This is a genomic window from Mucilaginibacter mallensis (genome assembly GCF_900105165.1).
GTDB lineage: Bacteria > Bacteroidota > Bacteroidia > Sphingobacteriales > Sphingobacteriaceae > Mucilaginibacter > Mucilaginibacter mallensis.
In genome coordinates this window covers 228496-252667 of sequence record NZ_LT629740.1, presented here as the reverse complement: position 1 = coordinate 252667, position 24172 = coordinate 228496, and the positions used below count along the sequence as shown (strand labels likewise).

The window sequence follows — 24172 nt, the reverse complement described above, 5'->3', positions numbered from 1 at the left end:
TATCAGGATTTTTTAAGCACTATTTGTTCATTCAGCATTTCATACATCTTCTTAAAAAACTCATGAAAATCGGCATAATTCTCTTTAAAATAGATGCTCTTTTTATAACTTATGGTATAGCGCACAGCTATGGTGCCATCCTGTTCAGCTATAAAGCGCCTGAAGGTAATTCCATTATCGGGCGTGGTCATGCTGACGTTTTTAGGCAAGGCATCAATCTTATAACCTGCCGGCACTTTATACATACCGTTAAGTGTAAGATTATCCAGGTAGCCAAAATCAATATCAGTGGTGCGCGTATCGCTTAAAAAAGGATTTTTATGTAACGATGTAAACAGGTTTGGATTAAAATAAATGTAGTTTTCATCAGAGCCGGCAAGGTCAAGATTAAAATTAATACTCTGCATCAATGGCAAGGTATCAACATCCATATTATCCATTTTAAGTGATGCTATTTTTAAATTATTATCATCATCCCTTAAATAGTCGATATATTTTTTCTCCCCATCTGTTTTATAGCGTTTAATACCATCTATACGGCCATAGCTATAACTGCTTAATTGCGCTGTGCCATTTACTTTCCCATCAGGTTTTATATCGGCAGTTATAAATATCGATGTGCGTACAGGTGCTTGTTTATTCAGGAAAACCAGTTCATAATCTTTCAGATCGCTGTTTACATATAAGCCCGATGAATTCAGAAGATTATAAGGAATTTCATTATACATATTATACTTGCTACTGGCATCAAGTATGTAGCTTTTAGTACTATCAACAGGTATATATACTACAGCACGGTTAAATTGGTATACATAAGAGAAAACCGGGTTTACCTTGCCGTGTTTACGCGTACTTACAACCATTGGCAAGGCCTTAACGCCCGACTTTTTAAGCAAATGGTATAGTATTAGGTTAATTTCGGTTGAATTACCTGTTTTGCTATCCCACGCTTTGCAAGTGCCATCATTGGTATACCAATCATCCTCTTCGTTCCACTTCATATCATTTTGCACTTCCTTAAAAAGATAGGCTATCTTTTCATCGTCAGTTTTAAGTGCTTTGGCCTTTTCAATTATCGCATCCTCGTTTGTTAATTTTCTTTTAAACTGACCACCAAAATCCTCGTTCGCGCTAAGCTTTTCACCAACTTTTGCCCACGTTTCAGAAAAATTCTGAACAAATCCGTAGGGTGGCCTGAATGATGTGAGGTTAAAGAGCACGCATTCCAGGTTATCATTTCTTGAGCTCATATAGGGCTCATCACGCAGGGCCGGTTCATTAACCAGTACCCTGTCTTCTATTGCCGACGTGTAGGAGATTGGGCTATGATCAATCGTTATGTTCCCGGTACCATTTGTGCTGGTACGTTTTGTATACATGGAGTGCATATGTGTTTGCGTTGAGAAGAAAAACCATTCAGGAATATTAGTCATATATTCTCCATACCTGATGGGTACATTGTCCTGGAAATACCATGTAGGTATATTTTCAGCCGAGGCTGTATTAAAGGTATACTTATATTCAATAATTGAACCTGCCTTAACGTTAGGCATAGTAAAGGTTATAACACTCCTGTACTTATCAACTGTTTGTTTATATATCAGTTTCTTATCCAGTTTGGTAATTTCCTGTTTGCCATCAACCATGTTTATAGTTTCGGCCTGTATGCCTGTAATATATTCGTAGTTATCAATTGAATAATATTCTATCCTGATGTTTGCCTTGTCCTTTCCCTCATCATTGAAAATCTTAATACGTTCATGATAATCCATAATAATATTAAGATTCTGATCATAATACTGGTCACCTTTGCGGATCAGGATCTCGGCATTAGCATCTTTGTCAAAGTCGCAGGCTTTCATCGCCAGGTCTTCGTTACTAACCTTGCCATAAGGCTCATAAACGGGGGTTACTTGCTGTGCTTTAGCAGAAAAGGCAATTGCAAATAACGCAATCAGGGTAAAAAATTTATTCATTGGATAAGGTTTAATCAGTATAAATATAATAATAGCTACGACTTCTTCAATACAATTTGCTCATTGAGCATTTCGAACATTTTTTTATAGAACTGGTACAATTCATGATATTCTTCCTTTGTGTAACGGGTCCTTTTTCTGGATATAATATAGCGCACCAATACATTCCCGTCCTGTTCACCTATGATCCTTTTAAAAATCAGGCCTTTATCCTCTGTACTCATTATCTGGTTTTGTGGCAAAACATCAACTTTGTAACCATCAGGTATTTTGTATACACCGCTTATGTAAACATTATTTTTGAAAATAAAATCAATATTACTATACCTGTCTTCGCTTAAAAAGGGATTAGTACCAAATAAGGTAAACAAATTAGGATTAAAATAAATGTAGTTATTATCAGAGGCTGATAAATTAAGATCGAAGTTAATATGCTGCTCTAATGACAAGGTATCGCTATGCTGATTTTCCAGTTTAAGCGATGATATTTTCAGGTTGTTATCAGCATCGGTAAGATTATCAATATATTTCTTCTCGCCCAGGTCGTCATATAATTTCAGGCTATTTACCTTGTTATAACCATTGCTTACGATGTCGGCCGTTCCGCTCATTTTGCCTTCTGATTTTATATCAGCATTTACAAAAACCAATTGGGCTGATGCGGTATCACATTGAATATTAAATAATATATTATTACCTGTTTTAGGGGCTACCAAAAAACCATATGAGCTCAATAATTCATAAGGTATTTGGTTATATATGCTATATTTACCTGTAGCATCAAGTATATAATGTTTCGTGCTATCCCGCTGTATATAAACCACCACCTTATTAAATTGCGCTAGGTCAGGATAGTCTGGGTCAATAATACCATTATCGGGGGTGCTTACAACCATTGGATATGCTTTTATACCTGCCTTTACCAGTAAATGGTATAATATCAGGTTAATTTCAGCAGAATTTCCGGTCTTTTTATCCCAGGCCTTTTGCACCCCTACATTAGTAAACCAGCGGTCTTTTTTATCCCATACCATCCTGTTTTTTACTATATTAAAAATAGAATCTACCTTAAGCTTTTCGCTCTTAATGGAATCAATCTTTGCTAGTATCGCTTTTTCATCGTTTAACTTTTGGTTTAGTTGTTTACCAAAATCATCATCATATATCAGTTCCTTACTAATTGCTGGCCAAAGAAAGCTGTAGGGTTTAAATTGAGCCCTTTGCAAGTTGTCTTCAATAGGGGTCATATAAGGCTCTACTTTAAATGAATGTATATTTGATAGCGCCCGTACTGTTCTTCTGCCTCTAAAAATCACATCCTCATCAATTTTCTTCGAGAAATCCTGGCTTATCTTAAAGACTATAGCAATACGATTTTCTTTAGCTATTGTAATATCAAGTTCCGAGTAGCGTGTTGGAATTTCTGATTGAAACTCCCATGCCGGTAAAAGGAAGGAACGTATTGTCCATTTATATTTCAGTTCAATAATAGACCCGGGCTTTACGCCTGGGAATGTAAGGATCAACGACCGGTGGTATTTGTTAATCTTTTCCTTATAAATGAGTTTATCATCAACCGGGATATATTCTATAGTATTGCCGTTAAGATTTATTGTCTCAGCCTCAACACCGTGCATACCGTCAATATAGGGTATGTTTATATTGGCTTGGTCTTTCCCCTTGTCATTAAATATCTTGATCCTTTTATGGCGTATAAAAGTGATCTCGCCATAGGGGTCAAATGATACTTCAGCCTTATCAAAAAGCACCATGGCATTGGCATCCTTTTCAAAATCACAGCTTTTGAGTTCAAGGTCGGCGGTATCTACCTTGCCATATGGCTGGCCTTCCTTTACCGGCAGGCTTTCCTTCTTTAACTGGCTTTCTTTTGTTGATATTGTTTGTGTTGGTGCTTTAGGGGTTTGCGCCTTAACAAACAATGTAAATATGCTTAGCGCTAACAGCGCAAAAATCTTATTCATTGTGAGGTTTAATCGGCACTAATATAATAAAGTTGACAGGATATGTTAAAGAAAATATCACCTGTCGTAAATAAATATAACTATTAGTAATACACCATGTTAAACCAATTGCAAATACCGTAGTCATACAGCGGCATGGATAACATTAAGCCAATAAAACACCTGTTTACAAGGGCAGCATTTGGGATGCGGTTTGAGGATGTAAGCGATGACGAGCACCTGACCGCCAAAGCAACAGTTAAACAACTGTTTAAAACGTCTGATAATAGCGATTCAATTGATATAATTAAGGATAGCACCGATTACACCATGCTGATGAAAGGCGACATCGGCGCCAAAAAAATATTTTTGCAGGAGCAGCGTCAGCAGGAAAAAGATCTTAACCTGGCCTGGATTGATAAAATGAGCAAAACCGATGCTCAGCTAAGGGAAAAGATGACCCTATTTTGGCATAACCATTTTGCCTGCCGCAGCAACCGTGCATCATTTGCTCAACAACTCAATAATATACAGCGCAGCAATGCCCTGGGTAATTTTCGCACTATGGTGATGGAGGTATCCAAATCACCGGCTATGCTACAGTTTTTAAATAATCAGCAAAATCAAAAAGGGCACCCTAATGAGAATTTTGCCCGTGAGCTGATGGAACTGTTTACCATTGGCCGGGGCAATTATACCGAGCATGATGTTAAGGAATCGGCACGGGCATTTACAGGATGGGGCTTTAACAAGGATGGAGAATTTAAAATGCGCCCCTTTGTTCATGACGACGGACAAAAAACCTTTATGGGTAAAACGGGGAATTTCCAGGGCGAGGATATTATTAACACCCTGCTTGAGAGGAAGGAAACCGCATACTTTATCAGCAATAAGCTTTATAAATACCTGGTAAATGAAACACCCGATCCGGCACACGTTAGCGCTATGGCCGATGTTTTTTATAATGCCAATTATGAAATAAAAACCCTTCTGGAATACATTTTCACTGCCGATTGGTTTTATGATGATAAAAACACGGGCAACCTGGTAAAATCGCCTGTTGAATTTTTAACAGGCTTAAACAGGCAATTTTATATCACCTACCAAAAGCCCGAGGTTTTATTATTATTTGAGCGTGCTTTGGGCCAGGTATTGTTTTACCCGCCGAATGTTGCAGGCTGGCCGGGTGGCAGAAACTGGATCGACAGCTCATCACTCATGTATCGCATAAAAATACCATCAACCCTGCTAAACGGCGGTATAATTGACTTTACCGGCAAAGCCGATCCGGAAGATGAGGCTTATATTGCCACACTGCACAATCAGCAACAGGCTGTAGCCACCAAAGTACAGGCACAACCTGATTGGGACAGGTTTTTAAACAGTATACCAAAGGATACATCAAAAATGGCAATAGCTCAGTTTATGCTGGCACCTAAATTGAATAACACGCTAATTGATACAGTAACACAGGCAACAGATATTAAACAAATGGTAATTGAGCTGGTTTCAACGCCGGAATATCAGCTTTGCTAATGCCAAATAATAAATGGAGATTTATTAACTACCAGTTAAACCACTTTGATTTTATATAGTCCTATTTAACAAAATACAGGATGAGTAACGCAAGAAATATCAAACACTTATATGCCAGGGCCGGCTTTGGCATCCGCTTTGAAGACTTGCACGATCATGAGAACTGGTCGGCGAATAAAGCTGTCAGAAAACTTTTTAAGGCTTCCGCCGACATTCATCCTATAACTATACTAACTGAAAATATTGACCTGCGCCCACAGACTAATAAAACCGACGAGGAAAAAATCAGGATACAGGAAGAAAGAAATACGCAGGATAAAGCGCTTAACCTGGCCTGGATAACCCAATTAAGTACTACCGATGCCCAGCTAAGGGAGAAGATGACCCTTTTTTGGCATAATCATTTTGCCTGCAATATTGGCAATGCTTATTATGAACAGCAGCTTAATAATATTGAGCGTGAAAATGCACTGGGTAATTTTAAAACCATGTTGTTACAGGTTTCGCAAAGCCCGGGGATGCTGCAATTTTTAAATAACCAGCAAAACCAAAAGGGCCACCCTAATGAAAATTTCGCCCGCGAGCTAATGGAACTTTTTACTATTGGTAGGGGTAATTATACTGAGCACGATGTAAAAGAATCGGCACGCGCGTTTACAGGCTGGGCTTATGATGGTAAAACGGGAGATTACACCTTCAGGCCAAAAGCACATGATGATGGGCCAAAAACATTCATGGGCCAAACCGGCAATTTTTGTGGTGAGGATATCATAGAGATCATCTTCTCGCACAAAAAAACCGCCGAATTTATCAGCACAAAACTATACCGCTACCTGGTAAATGATGTGCCTGATGCTGAACATATCAGTCAGATGGCTAATGTGTTTTATAAATCAAATTACGAGATAAAGCCTTTGCTTGAATTTGTTTTTCAATCCAACTGGTTTTATGACGATAAAAATATTGGCAACCTGGTAAAATCGCCTGTTGAATTTTTAACAGGCTTGAACAGGCAATTTTATATTACCTATCAAAACCCTGATGTTTTGATGCAGTTTCAGCGTACACTGGGGCAATTATTATTTCGCCCGCCAAATGTAGCTGGCTGGCCGGGTGGTAAAAATTGGATTGACAGTTCATCGCTGATGTACCGGATGAAAATGCCATCCATTATTTTAAATGCAGGCGTAATTGATTTTACCGGAAAGGTTGATCCCGGCGATGAGGCTTACCTGGCATCGGTACGCAAACAGCAAATGAATGTAATAAAAAGAGTACAGGCACAGCCCAACTGGAATAAGTTTTTAAAAGAAATACCTGAAGATACATCAAAAATACAAATAGCAGAATTTATGCTGGAGCCCAAATTAAACCCGGCAGTTATTGCCCAAGTAAACCAGGCTGCAAATATTAAGGATACGATAATACAAATAGTTTCAACACCAGAATACCAGCTTTGTTAACCCCCCAGCCCCCTAAAGGGGAAAAAATGGAGGGTCGTTAGTAATGTATGTTAAACAATAATTCTCCCTTTAGGGGGTTAGGGGGCTACGATGAAAAGAAGAAGTTTTATAAAGAGCAGTGCAATAGTATCGGGCGCATTTTTGATGCCGGCTTTTCTGAAGCCTTTGGAAGCTATGGCCATGAGTGAGCTAAGCGGGTATAAAAACCTGGTGATCATACAGCTCTCCGGCGGTAATGATGGGTTAAATACCATTATACCTTATGGTAATGATATCTATTATCAAAAGCGGAATACCATCGCCATAAATAAAACAGATATTCTTACACTGAATGATATGCAGGGTCTGAACCCTAACCTATCAGCCTTAAAGGAAATTTATGACCAGGGCTGGATGAACATCATCAACTCGGTAGGCTACCCAAACCCCGATCGCTCCCATTTCCGCTCAATGGATATATGGCAAACCGGTAGTGATGCCAATCAGTTTTTAACCACAGGCTGGATAGGCCGCTACCTTGATTCAAACTGTCAGAATTCCTATTCGGCTATTGAGGTTGATGATACACTCTCATTAGCCATGAAAGGCGCCAAAATGAAGGGCATCGCCGTACAGGATCCCAACAAACTATACCAAACCACTCGCGAACCTTTTTTTAAGGACCTGGTGCATGACCATAACAACGCTGATTTAAACGAGGACAACCTGGGCTATCTGTATAAAACCATGATAGAAACCTATTCATCGGCTGATTATATCCAAAATACCTCCAAAACCTATAAAGTAACTGCCGATTATCCCGCTACCCCCTTTGCCAATCAACTTAAAACGGTATCAAAATTTATAAACTCGGGGTTGAAAACAAGGGTTTATTATGTGTCGCTAAGCGGTTTTGATACGCATGTTGGGCAGCAAAACCAGCAGGGCAGGCAGTTAAAAATTTATGGCGATGGAGTTGCCGCCTTTATAAAAGACCTTAAACAAAGCGGAAAACTTGACGATACCCTGGTAATGACCTTCTCTGAATTTGGCCGCCGCGTTGAGCAAAATGCCAGCAACGGTACCGACCATGGTACAGCAAACAATATCCTTATTTATGGTGGTAAGCTTAAAAAACCGGGCATCTATAATGAAGCCCCCGATTTAGCTACGCTGGATAACGGCGACTTAAAATACCAAATAGATTTCAGGGATGTTTATGCCACACTTTTAGATAAGTGGCTCAATGTGAACAACAGCCAAATACTTACACACAACTTTGCCGGCCTTGACTTTGTTTAGTGTAGCATTGTAATAAATCATTTACGTAATATAGGTAATTAACATATTAATATTACTTTAGCCTCACCTATTTAGTTTGGTTTTGTAAACCCGGTGTAATTAAAACAAAAAACATCAATACTGGTCTGCTTTTTGAGTATATTTATAATTAAACCAGTATTAAACCGTTTGCATAACCAATAGTCTATGACTATATAAAGCTAAATTATTAGGTACTGCTTTACGTTAATTTTTTATTATCATGAAAAGTATATATAAATATCTATCAGCTACTGCTTTAAGCGGTATGTTATGCCTGGCATTAGCCATCCCTGCAAGTGCTCAGCACGATCATTCAGGTGGTGGTGGCGGCGGTGGTCGTCCTGCCGGTGGCGGGGGCGGAGGTGGTGGCGGCGGCCATGTATCTGTTGCACCATCTGCACCAAGAACATCATCTGCGCCACGCAGTTACAGCACTCCATCAACACGCACAAATAATGCTAACACAGCCGGGCACAGTAATTACGCACAACGCCCTAACTCAAATACGCAAAGAAGCATTATTGCAAGGCCAAACTACGGCGGCCATGTAGGTGTTCCGGCACGTACCGGTGTTACTGCATACCGCACTTACCCAAGCTCTGTTTATGGCCACAACCATGCTGTTGTAGCTTATCGTGGTGGCTATTTACCTGGTAATACTGCTTATCATTATAACCATGGCTATTATGGCAGCTACTACGCGCCAAGGTTAGGCTTTAGCATCGGCTATTTGCCTTATGGTTATTATCCTTTTTATTATGGTGATTACCAGTATTTTTACAGTGGTGGCTTATTTTATCAGTATGACAATGATCAGTACACCGTTGTTGAACCACCCGTTGGTGCTGAGGTAACTACTTTACCATCAAACGCGCAATCAATCGTGATCAACGGTCAGCAATATTACGAGGCTGATGGTGTTTATTATGAGCCTATCACTAAGGATGATGGCTCACTAAGCTACCAGGTTGCCGGTAAGGATGGTGAATTAACCACCGATGATAGCGGCGGCGATGTTAACAATGCCCCTGCTGCACCGCAAATAGGTGATATTGTTACCCAATTACCTCCAAACTGCAGAAAGATAAATATCAATGGCGATAAGCTTTACATTTCACCTGATGGTGTTTACTTCAAAGTTTTGGTTGATCCTAATGGAAATAAGACCTATAAAATTGTAGGCCTGCCTGATCAGGGTGACCAGGGCCAAAACCAGGGCGATCCAAACGGTAATTAATACCGGGATTATAAATAACATTTAAAAAAGGGTGATGCTAAAAATAGCATCACCCTTTTTTGTTTAATCTATTATTGACTTAGAGATTCCCTCCCCTGGGAGGGGTGCGGCTGATTGTGAAGTGGCAGGGAGGGGTCTATACGCTAAATCAGGCTATTTCAATCAACCCCTTCCTGCACCTTCCCGAGGGGAGGAATCGCACCGACCTACGCTTTGTTGATCTCCCGGACACCCATGGTCTCAAATCCATCGCTATAAAAATAAATACAAACCCAGTAATTATCAGCCTGACGAAACCCCACCCTGCCCCGCCCCAGGGCGGGAATCGCACAAGGCCAGCACTTTAACTTTCGCATATTGTTTCCAACCCCTCGCTATACAAAATACATACAAAACCCATTAATTATCAGTACATTTACTGAAATTTATACGCCATATGATCTTGTTTTCAAGAAGAAATTTGCATTATTCCGATTACAAGTGGAGCGTTTACCCGCATAATGATCCTCACGTAAACGGGAAACCCGATGGCACCTCTTTTAACCGCGAAGAAGGCAATGAAATGGTATACCTTGTAAACAGGCTCATGATACTTTGGGACTACCGTTTCTCAAACACCGGCAATAAAATAGAAAAGCTTATTCACGATAAATTACCCGCCGATATCCTGGTACAGGAAGAAGTGCAAAAATGGGTAAAAAGCAACCTGAAATTTTAAAATTACCGCTTTCGCATACTACTTCCCGAAAACAATATTACTTTCGCAACATCTTGCGGCAATCAAATGATTATTGTTGTTTATACACTTATAATTGTTAATATTGCACTTTTGCAATTCCTATGTAAAAAGCAGGAGACGACCTCATATTAAAAAACAAATAGGCTATAAATCTTATTCATTATAGTGTTTATTTGCCATGCGATAAATAACATATAAATTAACATTTATTTATTATTAAAAATATGATATTTGTATACCAACAGGGGTAATCCTGCTGTATATTCCTTGAACTCACATCTTAATGAAAAATTCTTCTGCGCAATTACAGGTTCTTTCCATCGATATCGGAGGCTCTCATATAAAAGCTACTATTTTAAATAGTGAAGGTAAATTGCAAATGGCTTATGAAAAAATAGTAACGCCAATGCCCTCTACGCCTGAAAATATGATGGAAGCAATAAAAACCCTTATCAAAAATTTTCCGGAATACACCAACATATCAGTTGGTTTCCCTGGCTATGTTAGAAATGGCGTAATTAAAACGGCACCAAACCTGGGCAACGAGGCCTGGAAAGATTTTGACCTGAGTAAAAAACTTGAAGCAGAACTAGGCAAACCCGCCAAAGTTGTTAATGATGCCGATATGCAGGGCCTTGGTGTAGTTACCGGCAAAGGCTTTGAAATGGTGCTAACTTTAGGTACCGGTTTTGGCACAGCCTTATTAATGGATGGCCATTTACTGCCGCACCTGGAGATAGCACACCACCCTATTAGCAAAAAAGAAAAAAAAGCAGTTACCTACGACGACTACATTGGCGAGCGGGCACTTGAAGCTGAAGGAAAAAAGAAATGGAACGAGCGGATGCAAAAAGTTTTTGAAGTTTTGAAAACAGTATTCAATTACGACACTTTGTATATAGGCGGTGGGAATGCTGATAAGCTTACCTTTCCATTGGATGCGAATATGAAGATCGTTACAAATGAAGACGGGATAAAAGGCGGGGCCAGGCTATGGACGATGAATGAAGAACCCATAACAGAAACGTTGTCGGCAGCAACAAAATAAGTCACCTAATCAAATACATTATACTATAAGTTTAATAAAAATGGATACAATCGCAATCCCAAGCATCGAAGAACTTGGAATAAACACCGTTCGGATTTTATCAGCAGACGCTGTACAGAAAGCAAATTCAGGTCACCCTGGTACAGCCATGGCGCTTGCGCCAATGGGCCATGTACTTTGGTCAAAGGTTTTAAATTACAACCCTAAAAACCCGCATTGGGCTAACCGCGACAGGTTTATCCTTTCATGCGGCCACGCTTGTATTTTACAGTACAGTTTTTTATACCTAACCGGTTACGATCTGACCTTAAATGATATCGAAGATTTCCGCCAGTTAAACAGCAAAACTGCGGGCCACCCGGAATACGGCCTGTGCCCTGGTGTTGATGTTACTACCGGCCCGCTGGGTCAGGGCTTTGCAAATGGCGTAGGTTTCGCTATCGCACAAAAACACTTAGCAGCACGTTACAACAAACCGAACTTCGATATTTTTGATTATAGTGTATATGCTATAGTTAGTGATGGCGATATGATGGAAGGTGTAACTTCTGAAGCTGCTTCATTAGCAGGCCACCTGGAGTTAGGCAACATCATTTATTTGTACGATAACAATCACATCTCGATAGAAGGTTCTACAGACATTACCTTTAACGAAGATGTAAGCGCACGTTTCCGCGCATATGGCTGGCATGTACAGGATGTTACTGATGTTAACGATGTTCACGCTTTGGAACTGGCTATAACCAACGCCAGGGCCGAAAAACAAAAACCATCGTTAATAAACGTACGTTCATTGATTGCTTATGGCAGCCCTAACAAATCAGGCACTGCTGGTTCACATGGCGCGCCACTGGGAGCTGACGAGATTAAACTGGTTAAAGAATTCTTTGGCTTCGATCCTGATAAATCATTTAACGTACCTGCTGAAGTTTTAGATTTCTACCACAAAGCTGGCGAAAAAGGTATCGCTAAAGAAGATAAATGGAATAAACTATTTGCTGATTATAAAGCACAATACCCTGAACTGGCTGCGGAATACGAAACAGCAGTTAAAGGTGAGTTACCTAAAGGATGGGCAGATTCATTGCCAACTTTTAAGCCAACAGATCCTAAAATGGCAACACGTGTTGCATCAGGTAAAGCCTTAAATGCTCTTGCCGATAAAATACCTTATTTAATTGGTGGCGCAGCCGATTTAGCTCCGTCAACAGAAACCAACTTAAAGAATTTCGATTCATTTACATCTGAAAACAGAGCAGGCCGTAACTTCCACTTCGGTATCCGCGAGCATGCTATGGGTTCAGCATTAAATGGTATGGCTTTAACAGCAGGCGTTATTCCTTTCGGTGCAACATTCCTGATGTTCTCTGAATATATGCGCCCGCCGATCCGTTTGGCATCCATCATGAAGATCAGCCCGATATTTGTTTATACTCACGATAGTATTGGCTTAGGTGAAGATGGTACAACTCACCAGCCGGTTGAGCAATTAGCTTCATTACGTTCAATACCACGTATCACTGTTATACGCCCTGCTGATGCAAACGAAACTGTACAAGCATGGAAAGTAGCCGTTGAGCACAAAGGCGGCCCGGTTGTATTGGTATTCACCCGCCAGGGATTACCTATATTAGATCAGGATAAATATGGCAAAGCAACAAATCTTGCAAAAGGTGCTTACGTATTGTCTGAGGCCAGCAAAAACCCTGACCTGATATTAATAGCAACAGGTTCAGAAGTTGCTTTAATTATGGAAGCACAGGTTAAACTTGAGGCCGAAGGTATCTCAACCCGCGTGGTAAGCATGCCATCATGGGAATTATTTGAGAAACAGGATGCTGCTTACAAAGAGTCGGTATTCCCTAAAGCATACAGAAAACGTTTAGCTGTTGAAATGGCATCCCCAATGGGCTGGCATAAATACACTACCGACGAAGGCGATATGTTAGGAATGGAAACATTCGGTGAATCAGCTCCGGCAGATGACCTGTACAAACACTTCGGCTTTACAGTTGATAACGTAGTAAAAAGAGCGAAAGCATTATTATAATTGAGTATCAAGTAGCAAGTATCAGGTAGCAAGACAACTTCACCCTGGTATTTGCTACTGTCTATATAAAAAGGTCCTGATACTTGATACTAAATACCTGATACTAACAAATGAACTGGCAAAGCGATCTTCTAAAAAATCTGGCTTGGTCTGATACCATTATCAACCTTGAAGGCAAACAAAAAGTTGCCGATGCAATAGCTGCAAAGGTTAAGGATGGCGATATATTAGGAGTGGGTTCGGGTTCAACAGTTTATGTGGCTTTATTAGCCATTGCAAAAAGGATAAAGGAAGAACAGCTGACTATAAAAGCTATCCCTACCTCTATTGAAATTTCGCTGTTTTGCAGTAAACTGGGCATACCTTTAACTACCTTGTACGAAAATAAACCCGACTGGCTGTTTGATGGTGCCGATGAAGTTGACCCTAAGCACAGTTTGATAAAGGGCAGAGGCGGGGCAATGTTCAAGGAAAAATTGCTGATCAGCTCCAGTCCTGTTAATTATATTATTATTGATGACAGTAAACAGGTAAAAAAATTAGGAACCAATTTCCCTGTACCGATAGAGGTTTTCCCGGCTGCTTTATTGCATGTGGAAGACGAACTAAGAAAAATAGGGGCAACTAGCTTGCTGATAAGGCCCGCAAAAGGTAAGGACGGCCCCATTATTACTGAAAACGGTAATATGGTGCTCGACGCTCATTTTGATGACATTGATGATGATATGGAGATCAAAATAAAATCAATAACAGGCGTAATTGAAAGCGGACTGTTTATAAATTATAACGTGGACATATTAATGGCATAATAATTACGGTTGAATGATACGTTAACTTTAATACAACCGTAGATTTGCCCAACATCTAAACAAAAAAGAATAATTAAATATTAAAATAATGGCAACCAATAAAGTAAAACAAATACACAGCTTTGGCCAAAGCATCTGGCTGGATTTTATAGATCGCGAAATAATTTCATCAGGTAAATTAAAAAAACTGATTGACGAAGAAGGTATCAGGGGTGTAACCTCAAACCCGGCGATCTTTGAAAAAGCCATCACCAGCAGTTCTGATTATGATGCCGATATCACTGAACTGGCCAAAACTACCGAAAGCAACGAAGAAATATTCTTCGGCCTGGCTGTAAGCGACATTCAAAAAGCTACCGCTTTGTTTGATGGCGTTTATAACGAGGGTGTTGTAGGTGAAGATGGCTATGTAAGCTTAGAAGTATCTCCGTTTTTAGCTTTAGATACTGAGAAAACAGCAAAACAAGCTGTTGAACTTTGGCAAAAAGTTGACCGTAAAAACGTGATGATCAAAATCCCGGGTACAAAGCCAGGTTTAGAGGCCATCCGCCAGTCGATCGCTAAAGGCATCAACATTAACGTTACCCTGCTTTTTGGCTTGCCACGTTACAAGGAAGTTACTGAGGCTTATATTTCAGGTTTGGAAGATCATTTGGCAGCAGGCCACTCTATCAGCCATATCTCATCAGTAGCAAGTTTCTTCCTGAGCCGTATTGACGTTCTAGTTGATCCTTTGTTAGACGAAAAAGGCTTAGGCGATCTGAAAGGCGAAGTTGCTATCGCGTCAGCTAAAAAAGCTTATGAAATTTATAAAAAAGTATTCAGCGGTGAGCGTTGGGAAAAATTGGCTGCCAAAGGCGCGAAACCACAGCGTTTATTATGGGCAAGTACCAGCAGCAAAAACCCTGCATTTAAAGATACCAAATATGTTGAGGCCCTGATCGGTCCGGATACTGTTGATACCGTTCCATGGGAAACTGTTATAGCATTTGCTGATCATGGTATTGCTGCCAATACTTTAGAACAAGGTTTGGATAAAGCTACCGAGACATTGGAAAGACTAAAAGCAGCAGGTATTGATATTGATGCGCTTACCCAGCAATTAGAAGATGAAGGTATTGAGAAATTCAATAAACCTTTCGAAAAATTATTGCAAGCTATCGAAGATCAAAAAAACAAAAAATAAGCTTTGGAAACATTAGCCGTAAAATTCCTGTTTTTTGACATTGGCGGCATTTTGCTCACCAATGGCTGGGGACACGAATCCCGCGAGGAAGCAGCAAAAAAGTTCGGGCTTGATTATGCCGAGGTCAAAGAACTGCACACATTTATTTTTAATGTGTACGAAGCCAGCGGCGTTGACCTGGATGAGTACCTGGATACCGTAGTCTTTAATCATCCCCGCGATTTTACACGCGAGGATTTTAAGAACTTCATGTTTGAGCAATCGAAAGAATTGCCCGATATGCTGGCTTGGTTAAAGGAATGGCGGAAGAACTGTGGTTTCAGGATCATAGCTATCAATAATGAGGGCAAGGAGCTGAATGATTACCGTATCAAAAAATTCAAATTACACGAAGTATTTGATGCCTTTGTATCATCCTGCGAGGTAGGCATCCGCAAACCCGACCCGGCCATTTTTAAACTGGCTATGGGCATTGCTATGGCACAACCACAGGAGTCCGTGTATTTTGATGACCGGAAAATGTTTGCGTTAGCAGCCAAAAAACTAGGCATGCGCGCATACCAGCACACCAGCTTTGCAACCACAAAAAAAATACTGGAAGATTTAAAAAAAGAAAACCTCAAATAACATGAGCGAAACAACAGATAAATACAGTTTTGGCATGATCGGTCTTGGTACTATGGGCCGCAACCTGCTATTAAATATGGGTGATCATGGTGTTAAAGGCGCCGGTTTTGATAAGGATGCCTCAAAAGGCCAATTATTGGAGCAGGAAAGCAAACATGGTAACCTTAAAGGTTTTAGCGATGTTAAGGCATTTACTGAAAGCCTGAGCAGCCCAAAAGCTATTATGATGCTGGTACCCGCCGGTAAAATTGTTGACGATGTAATAGCCGAGCTTTTGCCTTTACTTGATAAAGGCGATATATTAATTGATGGCGGTAACTCGCATTTTACCGATACTAACCGCCGTGTTGAAGAGTTGGAAGCAAAAGGTTTTCATTTCTTCGGGATGGGTATATCAGGCGGTGAAGAAGGCGCACGCCGCGGCCCGAGCATGATGCCGGGTGGCGATAAAGATGCCTACAATGTAATGAAACCTATATTGGAATCCATAGCCGCTAAGGTTGATGGCGCTCCATGTGTTACTTACATTGGCCCTGGCGCATCAGGTCACTTTGTTAAAATGGTGCATAACGGTATTGAGTACGGTATTATGCAGTTAATTGCTGAAACCTATGAAATATTAAAAACAGGTTTAAAACTTGATAACGAAGCCATCCGCAAGGTATTCCTTAAATGGAATGAAGGCCGTTTGAAATCATTCCTGCTGGAAATAACCAAGGATATCTTCGCTTACAAAGCTCCCGGAACTGATCATTTATTGTTAGATGATATTAAGGATGAAGCGAAAGCTAAAGGTACCGGCAAATGGACCTCGCAAGTAGCAATGGACCTGCAGGCACCTATCCCTACTATAGATACAGCAGTATCCATGCGCGATCTTTCAAAATATAAAGAAACGCGTTTAGAAGCAGCCAAAGTTTATAGCAAAGTAGCTCCGGCACTTGATGTTAACACTGATGAGTTTTTAAAGGATTTGGAACAAGCCTACTACTTCAGCATGGTAATTACTTATGCGCAGGGTATGTTTATGCTGGCAAATGCATCAAAAGAATATAACTACGACCTGCATTTAGGCGAGATCGCTAAAATATGGCGCGGTGGCTGTATTATCCGTTCAGAGTTTTTGAACGATATATATAATGCCTACAACGGCAACGCAAAACTATCACACCTCTTATTAGATGCAGGCGTTGAAAAACTGGTTAGCGCTGCCTTGCCGGGTGCCCGTAAAGTAATATCAAGCGTTATTGCTGCCGGTATTGCAGCCCCATCATATGCAGCTTCATTAAGCTACTTTGATAACTTCCGCACCGGTCGTATGCCGTCAAACCTTACACAGGCACAACGCGACTATTTTGGCGCGCATACCTATGAACTGATAGGCAAAGAAGGAACTTTTCATACACAATGGGTTCCTAAAAGCAACGATTAATAAATAAATTTAGCCGATAGAACATATATCATGGACTCAACTAAAAATAACCCTACCGTTTTTATCATATTCGGTGGTACAGGCGACCTGAATGCCCGTAAACTGGCACCGGCGCTTTATAACCTGTTTTTGGATAACTGGCTGCCAAAACAATTTTCAATCATCGGTACCGGCCGTACCAAATTATCTGATGAAGATTTCAGAAAGAAATTGCTGGATGATATCAACCAGTTTTCGCGCAGCGGTAAAGCCGACAAGAAAAAATGGGATGAGTTCTCTAAAAACCTTTTCTACCAGGTATCTGATATCAACGATTCAGAAACTTATAAAGAATTTGGTAAAAGGGTTGAGGCACATAACACCGAATGGAAAACTAAGGCTACCGTTATTTATTACATGGCGGTATCACCTAACTTCTTCCCTATCATAGCTACCAATATTTCAAAAGCCGGTTTAGCTGTTGATCCTGAAACAACAAGGATCGTAATAGAAAAACCTTTCGGCCATGACCTGGAAACAGCTAAGGAGCTTAACCAGCTTTTAGCAGGTATATTTAACGAAAAGCAGATCTACCGTATAGACCATTACTTAGGTAAGGAAACCGTACAAAATATTATGGCTTTCCGTTTCGCCAACTCTATACTCGAGCCGATCTGGAACCGTAATTATATTGAGCATGTGCAAATATCCGTAACAGAGCAATTAGGTGTTGAAGAACGCGGCGATTACTATGATGGTGCCGGTGCGTTACGCGATATGATCCAGAATCACTTACTGCAATTGCTTTGTTTAGTGGCTATGGAAACCCCGGTTAACTTTAGTGCTGATGAAGTACGCAACCGTAAGGTTGATGTATTGCATGCCATGCGTAAATTCTCACCTGATGATGTAAGAATGTCGGCAGTAAGAGGTCAGTATGGTAAAGGCTGGATGGAAGGCAAAGAAGTTGCCGGCTACCGAGAAGAGCCAAAAGTTGATAAAGATTCAAATACCGAAACATTTGCAGCCGTTAAATTTTTTGTAGATAACTGGAGATGGCAAGGTATCCCTTTCTACCTGCGTACAGGTAAAAGGCTGCACCAAACCGCATCGGTAATTACTATACAGTTTAAGGATGTGCCGCACAAGGTATTCCCTACTGAGGCCGCTGAAAGCTGGCAGCAAAACAGGCTCATCATCAGCATACAGCCTGAAATGAGCATTCGTTTGCAGGTACAGGCAAAACGCCCGGGACTGGATATGATACTGAATACCGTTGATATGGTGTTCGATTACAAAGGTACTTACACTGCCCAGGCACCTGAAGCTTATGAAACTCTATTGTTAGATACCATGCTTGGCGACCAAACGCTGTTTATGCGTGGCGACCAGGTTGAAGCCGCATGGGAACTGATAATGCCGATATTAAGCACATGGACCAACAAAAAGAGCCTTAACTTCCCTAATTATTCTGCCAACTCATGGGGCCCTGAAAGTGCCGAGGCGCTGATAGCCCGTGATGGCTTTAACTGGTTCTCATTACCGTTGGCCAGTAGTAAAAAATAGTATTTATGAAATTAAATGTTTTTAACACCGCCGATGAGGTATTGCTTAACCTGGCAAATTACTTTGTAACCCTTGCTGAGCAATCCATAGCGGCTAATGATAAGTTTACTGTTGCTCTTTCGGGTGGCAGCTCACCTAAAAAATTATATGAACTGCTGGCTTCTGATGCTTTTAAGGGCAAGGTTGACTGGGAGAAAGTATACTTCTTTTTCGGCGATGAGCGCAATGTACCGCAGGATGATAAGGACAGCAATTACCTGATGGCTAAAACAGCTTTGTTTGCCCCATTGGAAATTGATGATTCAAACATTTTCGCGGTTGAGACAAGTCTTAGTCCGGCGGAAGCTGCTGCAGAATACACCAAAGCCATTACCTTGTTCTTTGACGAGGAAGACATAGCGTTTGACCTGGTATTACTTGGCCTGGGCGATAACTCGCACACGGCCTCGTTGTTCCCCTTTACTACTGTTTTGCATGATGATTCAGCCTCAGTAAAAGAAGTGTTTTTAGAAGATCAGCAGGTATATCGTATCACCTTTACTGCACGTTTAATTAATCAGGCACGTCATATTGCCTTTTTGGTTTATGGTGCGGGTAAAGCAATCGCGGTACATCATGTATTGGAAGATGGCAGGAATATTGAGCTATACCCGGCGCAGCTAATTGCCCCGATTAATGGCGATGTGCAATGGTTTTTAGATACTGCCGCGGCAGCTGATCTGAAACAATAATTAACATTAACAAAACATTTAAAGCGATGTACTGTAGTACATCGCTTTTTTTATGCTTAATTAATTTATAAGTAACAGAATTATATCACAATATATTTTGGAAAGCCGCATTTATATTTTATAATTGTCATTCTGACAAATTAAAACCAATTAAGAAGAATGAAGACCCTTGCAACCGGCGACTACGTCGTATTTTTTATTTACTTTATCATCGTCGCCTTTTATGGTTGGTGGGTGTATAGAAGCAAACACAAAGGCCCAAGTGATTCAAAAGATTATTTTTTAGCCGAGGGTTCGCTTACCTGGTGGGCCATTGGCGCATCGCTGATCGCATCAAACATCTCAGCCGAACAATTTATAGGCACCAGCGGTTCTGCCTTCAAAATGGGGATAGCCATTTCCAGTTATGAATGGATGGCAGCGGCTACGCTTATCATTGTAGCCATTTTCTTTATCCCGGTTTATTTAAAAAATAAGATAGCCACTATGCCGCAGTTCCTTAACCAGCGGTATAATGGCACGGTCGCCATGATCATGGCTGTGTTTTGGTTGTTATTGTATATCGTAGTAAACTTAATGTCGATATTATACCTTGGGGCTCTGGCTATAAGCGGCATATCTGGTCTTAACCTTTACCTGTGTATCTCGTTGCTGGCTATCTTCGCGGTTTTTATTACGCTGGGCGGCATGAAGGTTATCGGTTATACCGATGTTATACAAGTGTTTTTCCTCGTTTTAGGCGGCCTTGTTGCCACTTATATAGCATTAAACCGTATTGATGCCTTAACAGGTACCAGCGGCCTATGGAATGGCTTTAAAATTTTAAAAGAACAGGCCGACGACCACTTTCATCTCATATTTAAAAAGGACAACCCCAATTACATGGACCTGCCAGGTTTGAGTGTGCTGGTAGGTGGTATGTGGATCACCAATCTTAACTATTGGGGTTGTAATCAGTACATCACCCAAAGGGCATTAGGTGCGGATCTGAAAACTGCCCGTGGTGGTTTGCTATTCGCGGCGTTCCTGAAATTATTAATGCCTGTGATAGTGGTATTACCGGGTATCGCAGCTTACGTGCTGTATCAAAAAGGTATGTTCCATCATGAAATGCTGAGCTCAAAGGGCGTAATTGACGTTAACAAGGCTTATCCGTCATTACTTAACCTGTTGCCTACTTATTTAAAAGGCATCGCGTTCGCGGCATTAACAGCGGCTATTGTGGCTTCATTAGCGGGCAAGGCAAACAGTATAGCTACCATATTCACATTGGATATCTACAAAAAAGCCATTAACCCTGCTGCCAGTGAAAAGAAACTGGTGAGCCTTGGCAAAATATCAGTAGTTGTAGCCATGTTACTTGGTGTGCTGTTATCGCTAGTTATTGGCGATAAATTGATGGGTGAAGGCAAACAAGGTTTCCAATATATCCAGGAATACACCGGCTTTGTATCACCGGGTATATTTGCCATGTTCATCCTTGGCTTTTTCTGGAAGAAAACCACTTCAAACGCAGCGCTGTTTGCAACCATTGGAGGCTTTATATTATCAGTAGTATTCAAATTCCTGCCTTACTGGACAAACCTTTCCTTCCTTGCGCCTTATGGTTTCTCAAAGGATAATGGCACAGGTGTTTTTGAAATCCCTTTTTTAGACAGGATGGAGTTTGTATTTGCCTTCTGTATCATCGGTATGTATATCATCACCATGATTGAGAACGCCAAAGGCCTGCGCACAAACGGGCTGGAAGTAGATACCTCCATGTTTAAAACCAGCAGGGGCTTTGCGATTGGTTCAATTGTTATTTGCGTGCTGTTAACTGTGCTTTATACTATATTTTGGTAAGATAAGGCAGTTCCCCTCTTGAGAGGGGGCGCGTAGACGGTGCGGCTGTAGGGGTGTGTTATTACGCATAAAGGACACACCCCTACACCCCTCTCAAGAGGGGAATCGCACAGGGCCATCGCTATTCTTGTTATAAGGTTTTACTTCCCTCCACTTTAAACCCATTCTTCCGCTCATAATAATTAATCGCTTCAACCAATAGCAAATTAGGCACCCAGCTTAAAAAGGCGATGATGATATAGTTATTGGGGAAGTTAACCCCCTGCCCAAAAATAGTGAACAGCCATATATAAAACCGCAGCGTTACCGCCGCGAATGCCAGTCCGTAGCTCCGGCGCATCATGCGGATGTGTTCATCTATCTTGCCATTCATAACCAAAAGCCAGGCGCTTAGGGTAAATATAACCCATAGGGTATTCTGAATAAAAAATGAGGCGAATACTGCCGGACCACGGTTAATAAACAAGGTCATGACATAAGCCCCCGGCGAAGCGAAAAACAGCACACCAAATACATATAATTTCCCCAATGCTTTATGCAACGGCCTATTATTGTATACCTTTTTTGAGAACTGGAAAAAGCCGGCTATCAATATAATACTGCTCCCAAAAATGTGACAGTAAAAGGCAGGCAGATACCAACCGGTTTCAACAGCTTTCTGTTTCAGTTGCAAAAATACCGACTGGTGCTTAAAATCAATATATTGATAAAATGTACCCGCACACAAAAACACTATCCAGAACAGGGCAATATATCTAAGTATTTTACCCATTATTCAGCCGCCAATGTATTTGATTTTTGGCCTTGAAGCTTTTGATTTAGCCAGTTGATATTGTATTTATCAATAACGGTTAATGAGTCATCAACAGAAACATTCTTTTTGTTATCAGGAATATCAGTATCGCCATAAAACACATTGTTCCAGGCAGCACTTTTAAATTTATAAAAATAAGAAGCATATATCTCATTTTTCATATACTGCAACATCTCGGGTGTTACATGATCTATTGATTTTCCATTAATTACATAACAGCCTTGTAAATAACTATCATCCAGTTTTACATATTTTGTACAGCCAAATACACGTTGATTGGGCAATGCTTCCAGTTTGCCATTTTTAATATGCAGGTAATGATAATATGGTGCCTCGTATATTGTATCCTTTATAATTTCCTGATCAACGCCGCTTGTGGTTCTATACTCAAACAAGGTATCGTTTATAGCACGTATAGCGTTCTCATTGCATTTGCCAGACAATACACTTCCGCCGTCTCCTTGGCCTTGATAACTAGGTACATTAAAACCTAATATCCTGTTTTGTGCCTTATTAACAATCAGAACGTTCTTGCTCTCATATAAACCTGAGCGGCCTCCCAAATAATCATTATAAATAGAATAAAAAGCACTCTCCAGCCAATTATTAGCTTCATCCTTTTTATGGCCTTCATACTTAATTTCTATCGATCCGCTGGCCTCGATACCATCATTATCAGCCCCCGGCTTTCTTAACGGATTTTCAAAGGTTACAAACTGATCTAATATACCCCAGTCAACCAGGTATGATGGCGCCACAACAAGCGAAGTAAAATCTTCGCGGTCATTGTATTCCATAATGTTCTCTGAGCTCTCGTCCGACAGCGTATACGAATCGCCATAAGCTTTTATCTTAGGCAATACATCAGCTATTTTAAAATCCTGTATTTTATCACTTACAGTCGAATCGCTTTTTAAATAGAAGTAATCATCGCCGTTACGTAATAAGGCCAGGTTATCATCAGCCTTTAAAGGAAATATCTGGTCGTAATTTACAGGCAGTACCAATTTCCCATCCAGGTTATAGAATCCCTTTTTACCATCCTTCTCTACTTCAATTAACCCCTGTATGGTCCCGCCTATATTGTGGATCAGGTCGTACTCTGCTGGTATCACCTCCTTCAGGTCCGGGTTTACCAATCCCATTTTATACGTCGGCTTATAATCAGGCTTATGATCATTCAACCAATAAAACTCCTTATTCAATGTACCCTTAATAACATAAAACCACGTTTTTTTATTAATATGCTCAAACCATAATACGCTATCATAGCGAGCCTTTAATTTATCAGCGGTTTTAAACGCGGCAAGTGTAATTGCGCTGTATATAGCATCTTCGGGCACAGTTTTGTTTCGCACCAAAATTGCGTAGGCCATATATCCTTTTAAAAATACACCTGTTTTTACTTCAGCTATTTTAAACTGATGATCGGCTATTTTATGAATGGTGAAAGTGATAACAGCTTGTTTGGTATCCATACCAGCATGCGTAAAGCTAACCGGCACTTCGGCAATGGTATTGGTAGTGTTGCTGAAAATGATCTTATTATCATCAGTATTCAAACTGATATTGAATGTCGGTGCTGATTTTCCATTCATGCCCGTTTTGCCGGCCAGTACTTTAACCAGCAGTGTTATCTGCTTATTGTTTTTACCCGCCTCAAAATCATTGACAGCCGAATCTATGTGTTCGTCCTTCAGTTCGCTCCTAAAATCATTCAAAAACTGTGTTATCTCCGCCTTTTCCGGCTTGGAGAGGTATTTGATTTTTATAAAAATGCACAAGCAAATTATTACAACAAGGCAAATCAGGCTTATGATTATTGGTTTGGTTTTCATGATACTAATATAAAATGAATTTTAAACAATGCA

The 24172-nt window shown here is 40.5% G+C and carries 18 protein-coding genes; 14 read left to right on the top strand and 4 right to left on the bottom strand.

The window, feature by feature from the left end; translation table 11 throughout:
• Positions 1-2: 2 nt before the first annotated feature.
• Positions 3-1976 carry a DUF3857 domain-containing protein gene (locus BLU33_RS01020; protein WP_091367884.1) on the bottom strand — a complete coding sequence of 658 codons (1974 nt, stop codon included), beginning with the start codon at positions 1974-1976 and terminating at the stop codon, positions 3-5.
• 35 nt (positions 1977-2011) lie between these two features.
• On the bottom strand, positions 2012-3958 hold the full coding sequence (locus tag BLU33_RS01015; RefSeq protein WP_091367882.1) for a DUF3857 domain-containing protein: 1947 nt from the start codon (positions 3956-3958) through the stop codon (positions 2012-2014).
• Positions 3959-4093: 135 nt separating this feature from the next.
• On the opposite strand from BLU33_RS01015, the gene BLU33_RS01010 reads away from it, so the two are divergent.
• From BLU33_RS01010 to BLU33_RS00945, 14 genes are all read left to right on the top strand, one after another.
• The gene (locus BLU33_RS01010) at positions 4094-5473 is read left to right on the top strand and encodes a DUF1800 domain-containing protein (protein WP_091367880.1); all 1380 of its coding nucleotides are present in this window, start codon (positions 4094-4096) and stop codon (positions 5471-5473) included.
• 80 nt (positions 5474-5553) lie between these two features.
• Positions 5554-6936 carry a DUF1800 domain-containing protein gene (locus BLU33_RS01005; RefSeq protein WP_091367878.1) on the top strand — a complete coding sequence of 461 codons (1383 nt, stop codon included), beginning with the start codon at positions 5554-5556 and terminating at the stop codon, positions 6934-6936.
• A 90-nt stretch (positions 6937-7026) separates the two neighbouring features.
• Entirely contained in the window at positions 7027-8217 is a 1191-nt protein-coding gene (locus tag BLU33_RS01000; protein WP_091367876.1) for a DUF1501 domain-containing protein, read from the top strand.
• A 241-nt stretch (positions 8218-8458) separates the two neighbouring features.
• The gene (locus BLU33_RS00995; RefSeq protein WP_091367874.1) at positions 8459-9475 is read left to right on the top strand and encodes a DUF6515 family protein; all 1017 of its coding nucleotides are present in this window, start codon (positions 8459-8461) and stop codon (positions 9473-9475) included.
• Positions 9476-9911: 436 nt separating this feature from the next.
• Positions 9912-10193, top strand: a complete 282-nt coding sequence (locus BLU33_RS00990; protein ID WP_091367872.1) for a hypothetical protein — start codon at positions 9912-9914, stop codon at positions 10191-10193.
• Positions 10194-10497: 304 nt separating this feature from the next.
• Entirely contained in the window at positions 10498-11262 is a 765-nt protein-coding gene (locus BLU33_RS00985; RefSeq protein ID WP_091367870.1) for an ROK family protein, read from the top strand.
• Between the two features lie 40 nt (positions 11263-11302).
• Positions 11303-13312 (top strand): transketolase, encoded by a 2010-nt coding sequence (gene tkt, locus BLU33_RS00980; protein ID WP_091367868.1) that lies wholly within the window; start codon positions 11303-11305, stop codon positions 13310-13312.
• A 110-nt stretch (positions 13313-13422) separates the two neighbouring features.
• Positions 13423-14121 carry a ribose 5-phosphate isomerase A gene (gene rpiA / locus BLU33_RS00975; RefSeq protein ID WP_091367866.1) on the top strand — a complete coding sequence of 233 codons (699 nt, stop codon included), beginning with the start codon at positions 13423-13425 and terminating at the stop codon, positions 14119-14121.
• Between the two features lie 88 nt (positions 14122-14209).
• Positions 14210-15307: a transaldolase gene (tal, locus tag BLU33_RS00970; RefSeq protein ID WP_091367864.1), complete on the top strand. Its 1098-nt coding sequence runs from the start codon at positions 14210-14212 to the stop codon at positions 15305-15307.
• Positions 15308-15310: 3 nt separating this feature from the next.
• A complete protein-coding gene (locus BLU33_RS00965) occupies positions 15311-15934 on the top strand; it encodes an HAD family hydrolase (RefSeq protein ID WP_091367862.1) in 624 nt (207 codons plus the stop codon).
• Position 15935: 1 nt separating this feature from the next.
• Entirely contained in the window at positions 15936-17366 is a 1431-nt protein-coding gene (gene gndA / locus BLU33_RS00960; protein WP_091367860.1) for an NADP-dependent phosphogluconate dehydrogenase, read from the top strand.
• 30 nt (positions 17367-17396) lie between these two features.
• Entirely contained in the window at positions 17397-18911 is a 1515-nt protein-coding gene (gene zwf, locus BLU33_RS00955; protein ID WP_091367858.1) for a glucose-6-phosphate dehydrogenase, read from the top strand.
• Between the two features lie 5 nt (positions 18912-18916).
• Entirely contained in the window at positions 18917-19642 is a 726-nt protein-coding gene (gene pgl, locus BLU33_RS00950; RefSeq protein WP_091367856.1) for a 6-phosphogluconolactonase, read from the top strand.
• A 159-nt stretch (positions 19643-19801) separates the two neighbouring features.
• The gene (locus BLU33_RS00945) at positions 19802-21487 is read left to right on the top strand and encodes a sodium:solute symporter family transporter (RefSeq protein ID WP_091367854.1); all 1686 of its coding nucleotides are present in this window, start codon (positions 19802-19804) and stop codon (positions 21485-21487) included.
• 130 nt (positions 21488-21617) lie between these two features.
• Here the strand turns inward: BLU33_RS00945 and BLU33_RS00940 are convergent, their stop codons facing one another.
• Both BLU33_RS00940 and BLU33_RS00935 read right to left on the bottom strand, forming a co-directional pair.
• Positions 21618-22259 carry a DUF2306 domain-containing protein gene (locus tag BLU33_RS00940; RefSeq protein WP_091367851.1) on the bottom strand — a complete coding sequence of 214 codons (642 nt, stop codon included), beginning with the start codon at positions 22257-22259 and terminating at the stop codon, positions 21618-21620.
• A complete protein-coding gene (locus BLU33_RS00935; protein ID WP_091367849.1) occupies positions 22259-24139 on the bottom strand; it encodes a WG repeat-containing protein in 1881 nt (626 codons plus the stop codon). The genes BLU33_RS00940 and BLU33_RS00935 overlap by 1 nt, the downstream gene beginning before the upstream one ends.
• Positions 24140-24172 lie beyond the last annotated feature (33 nt).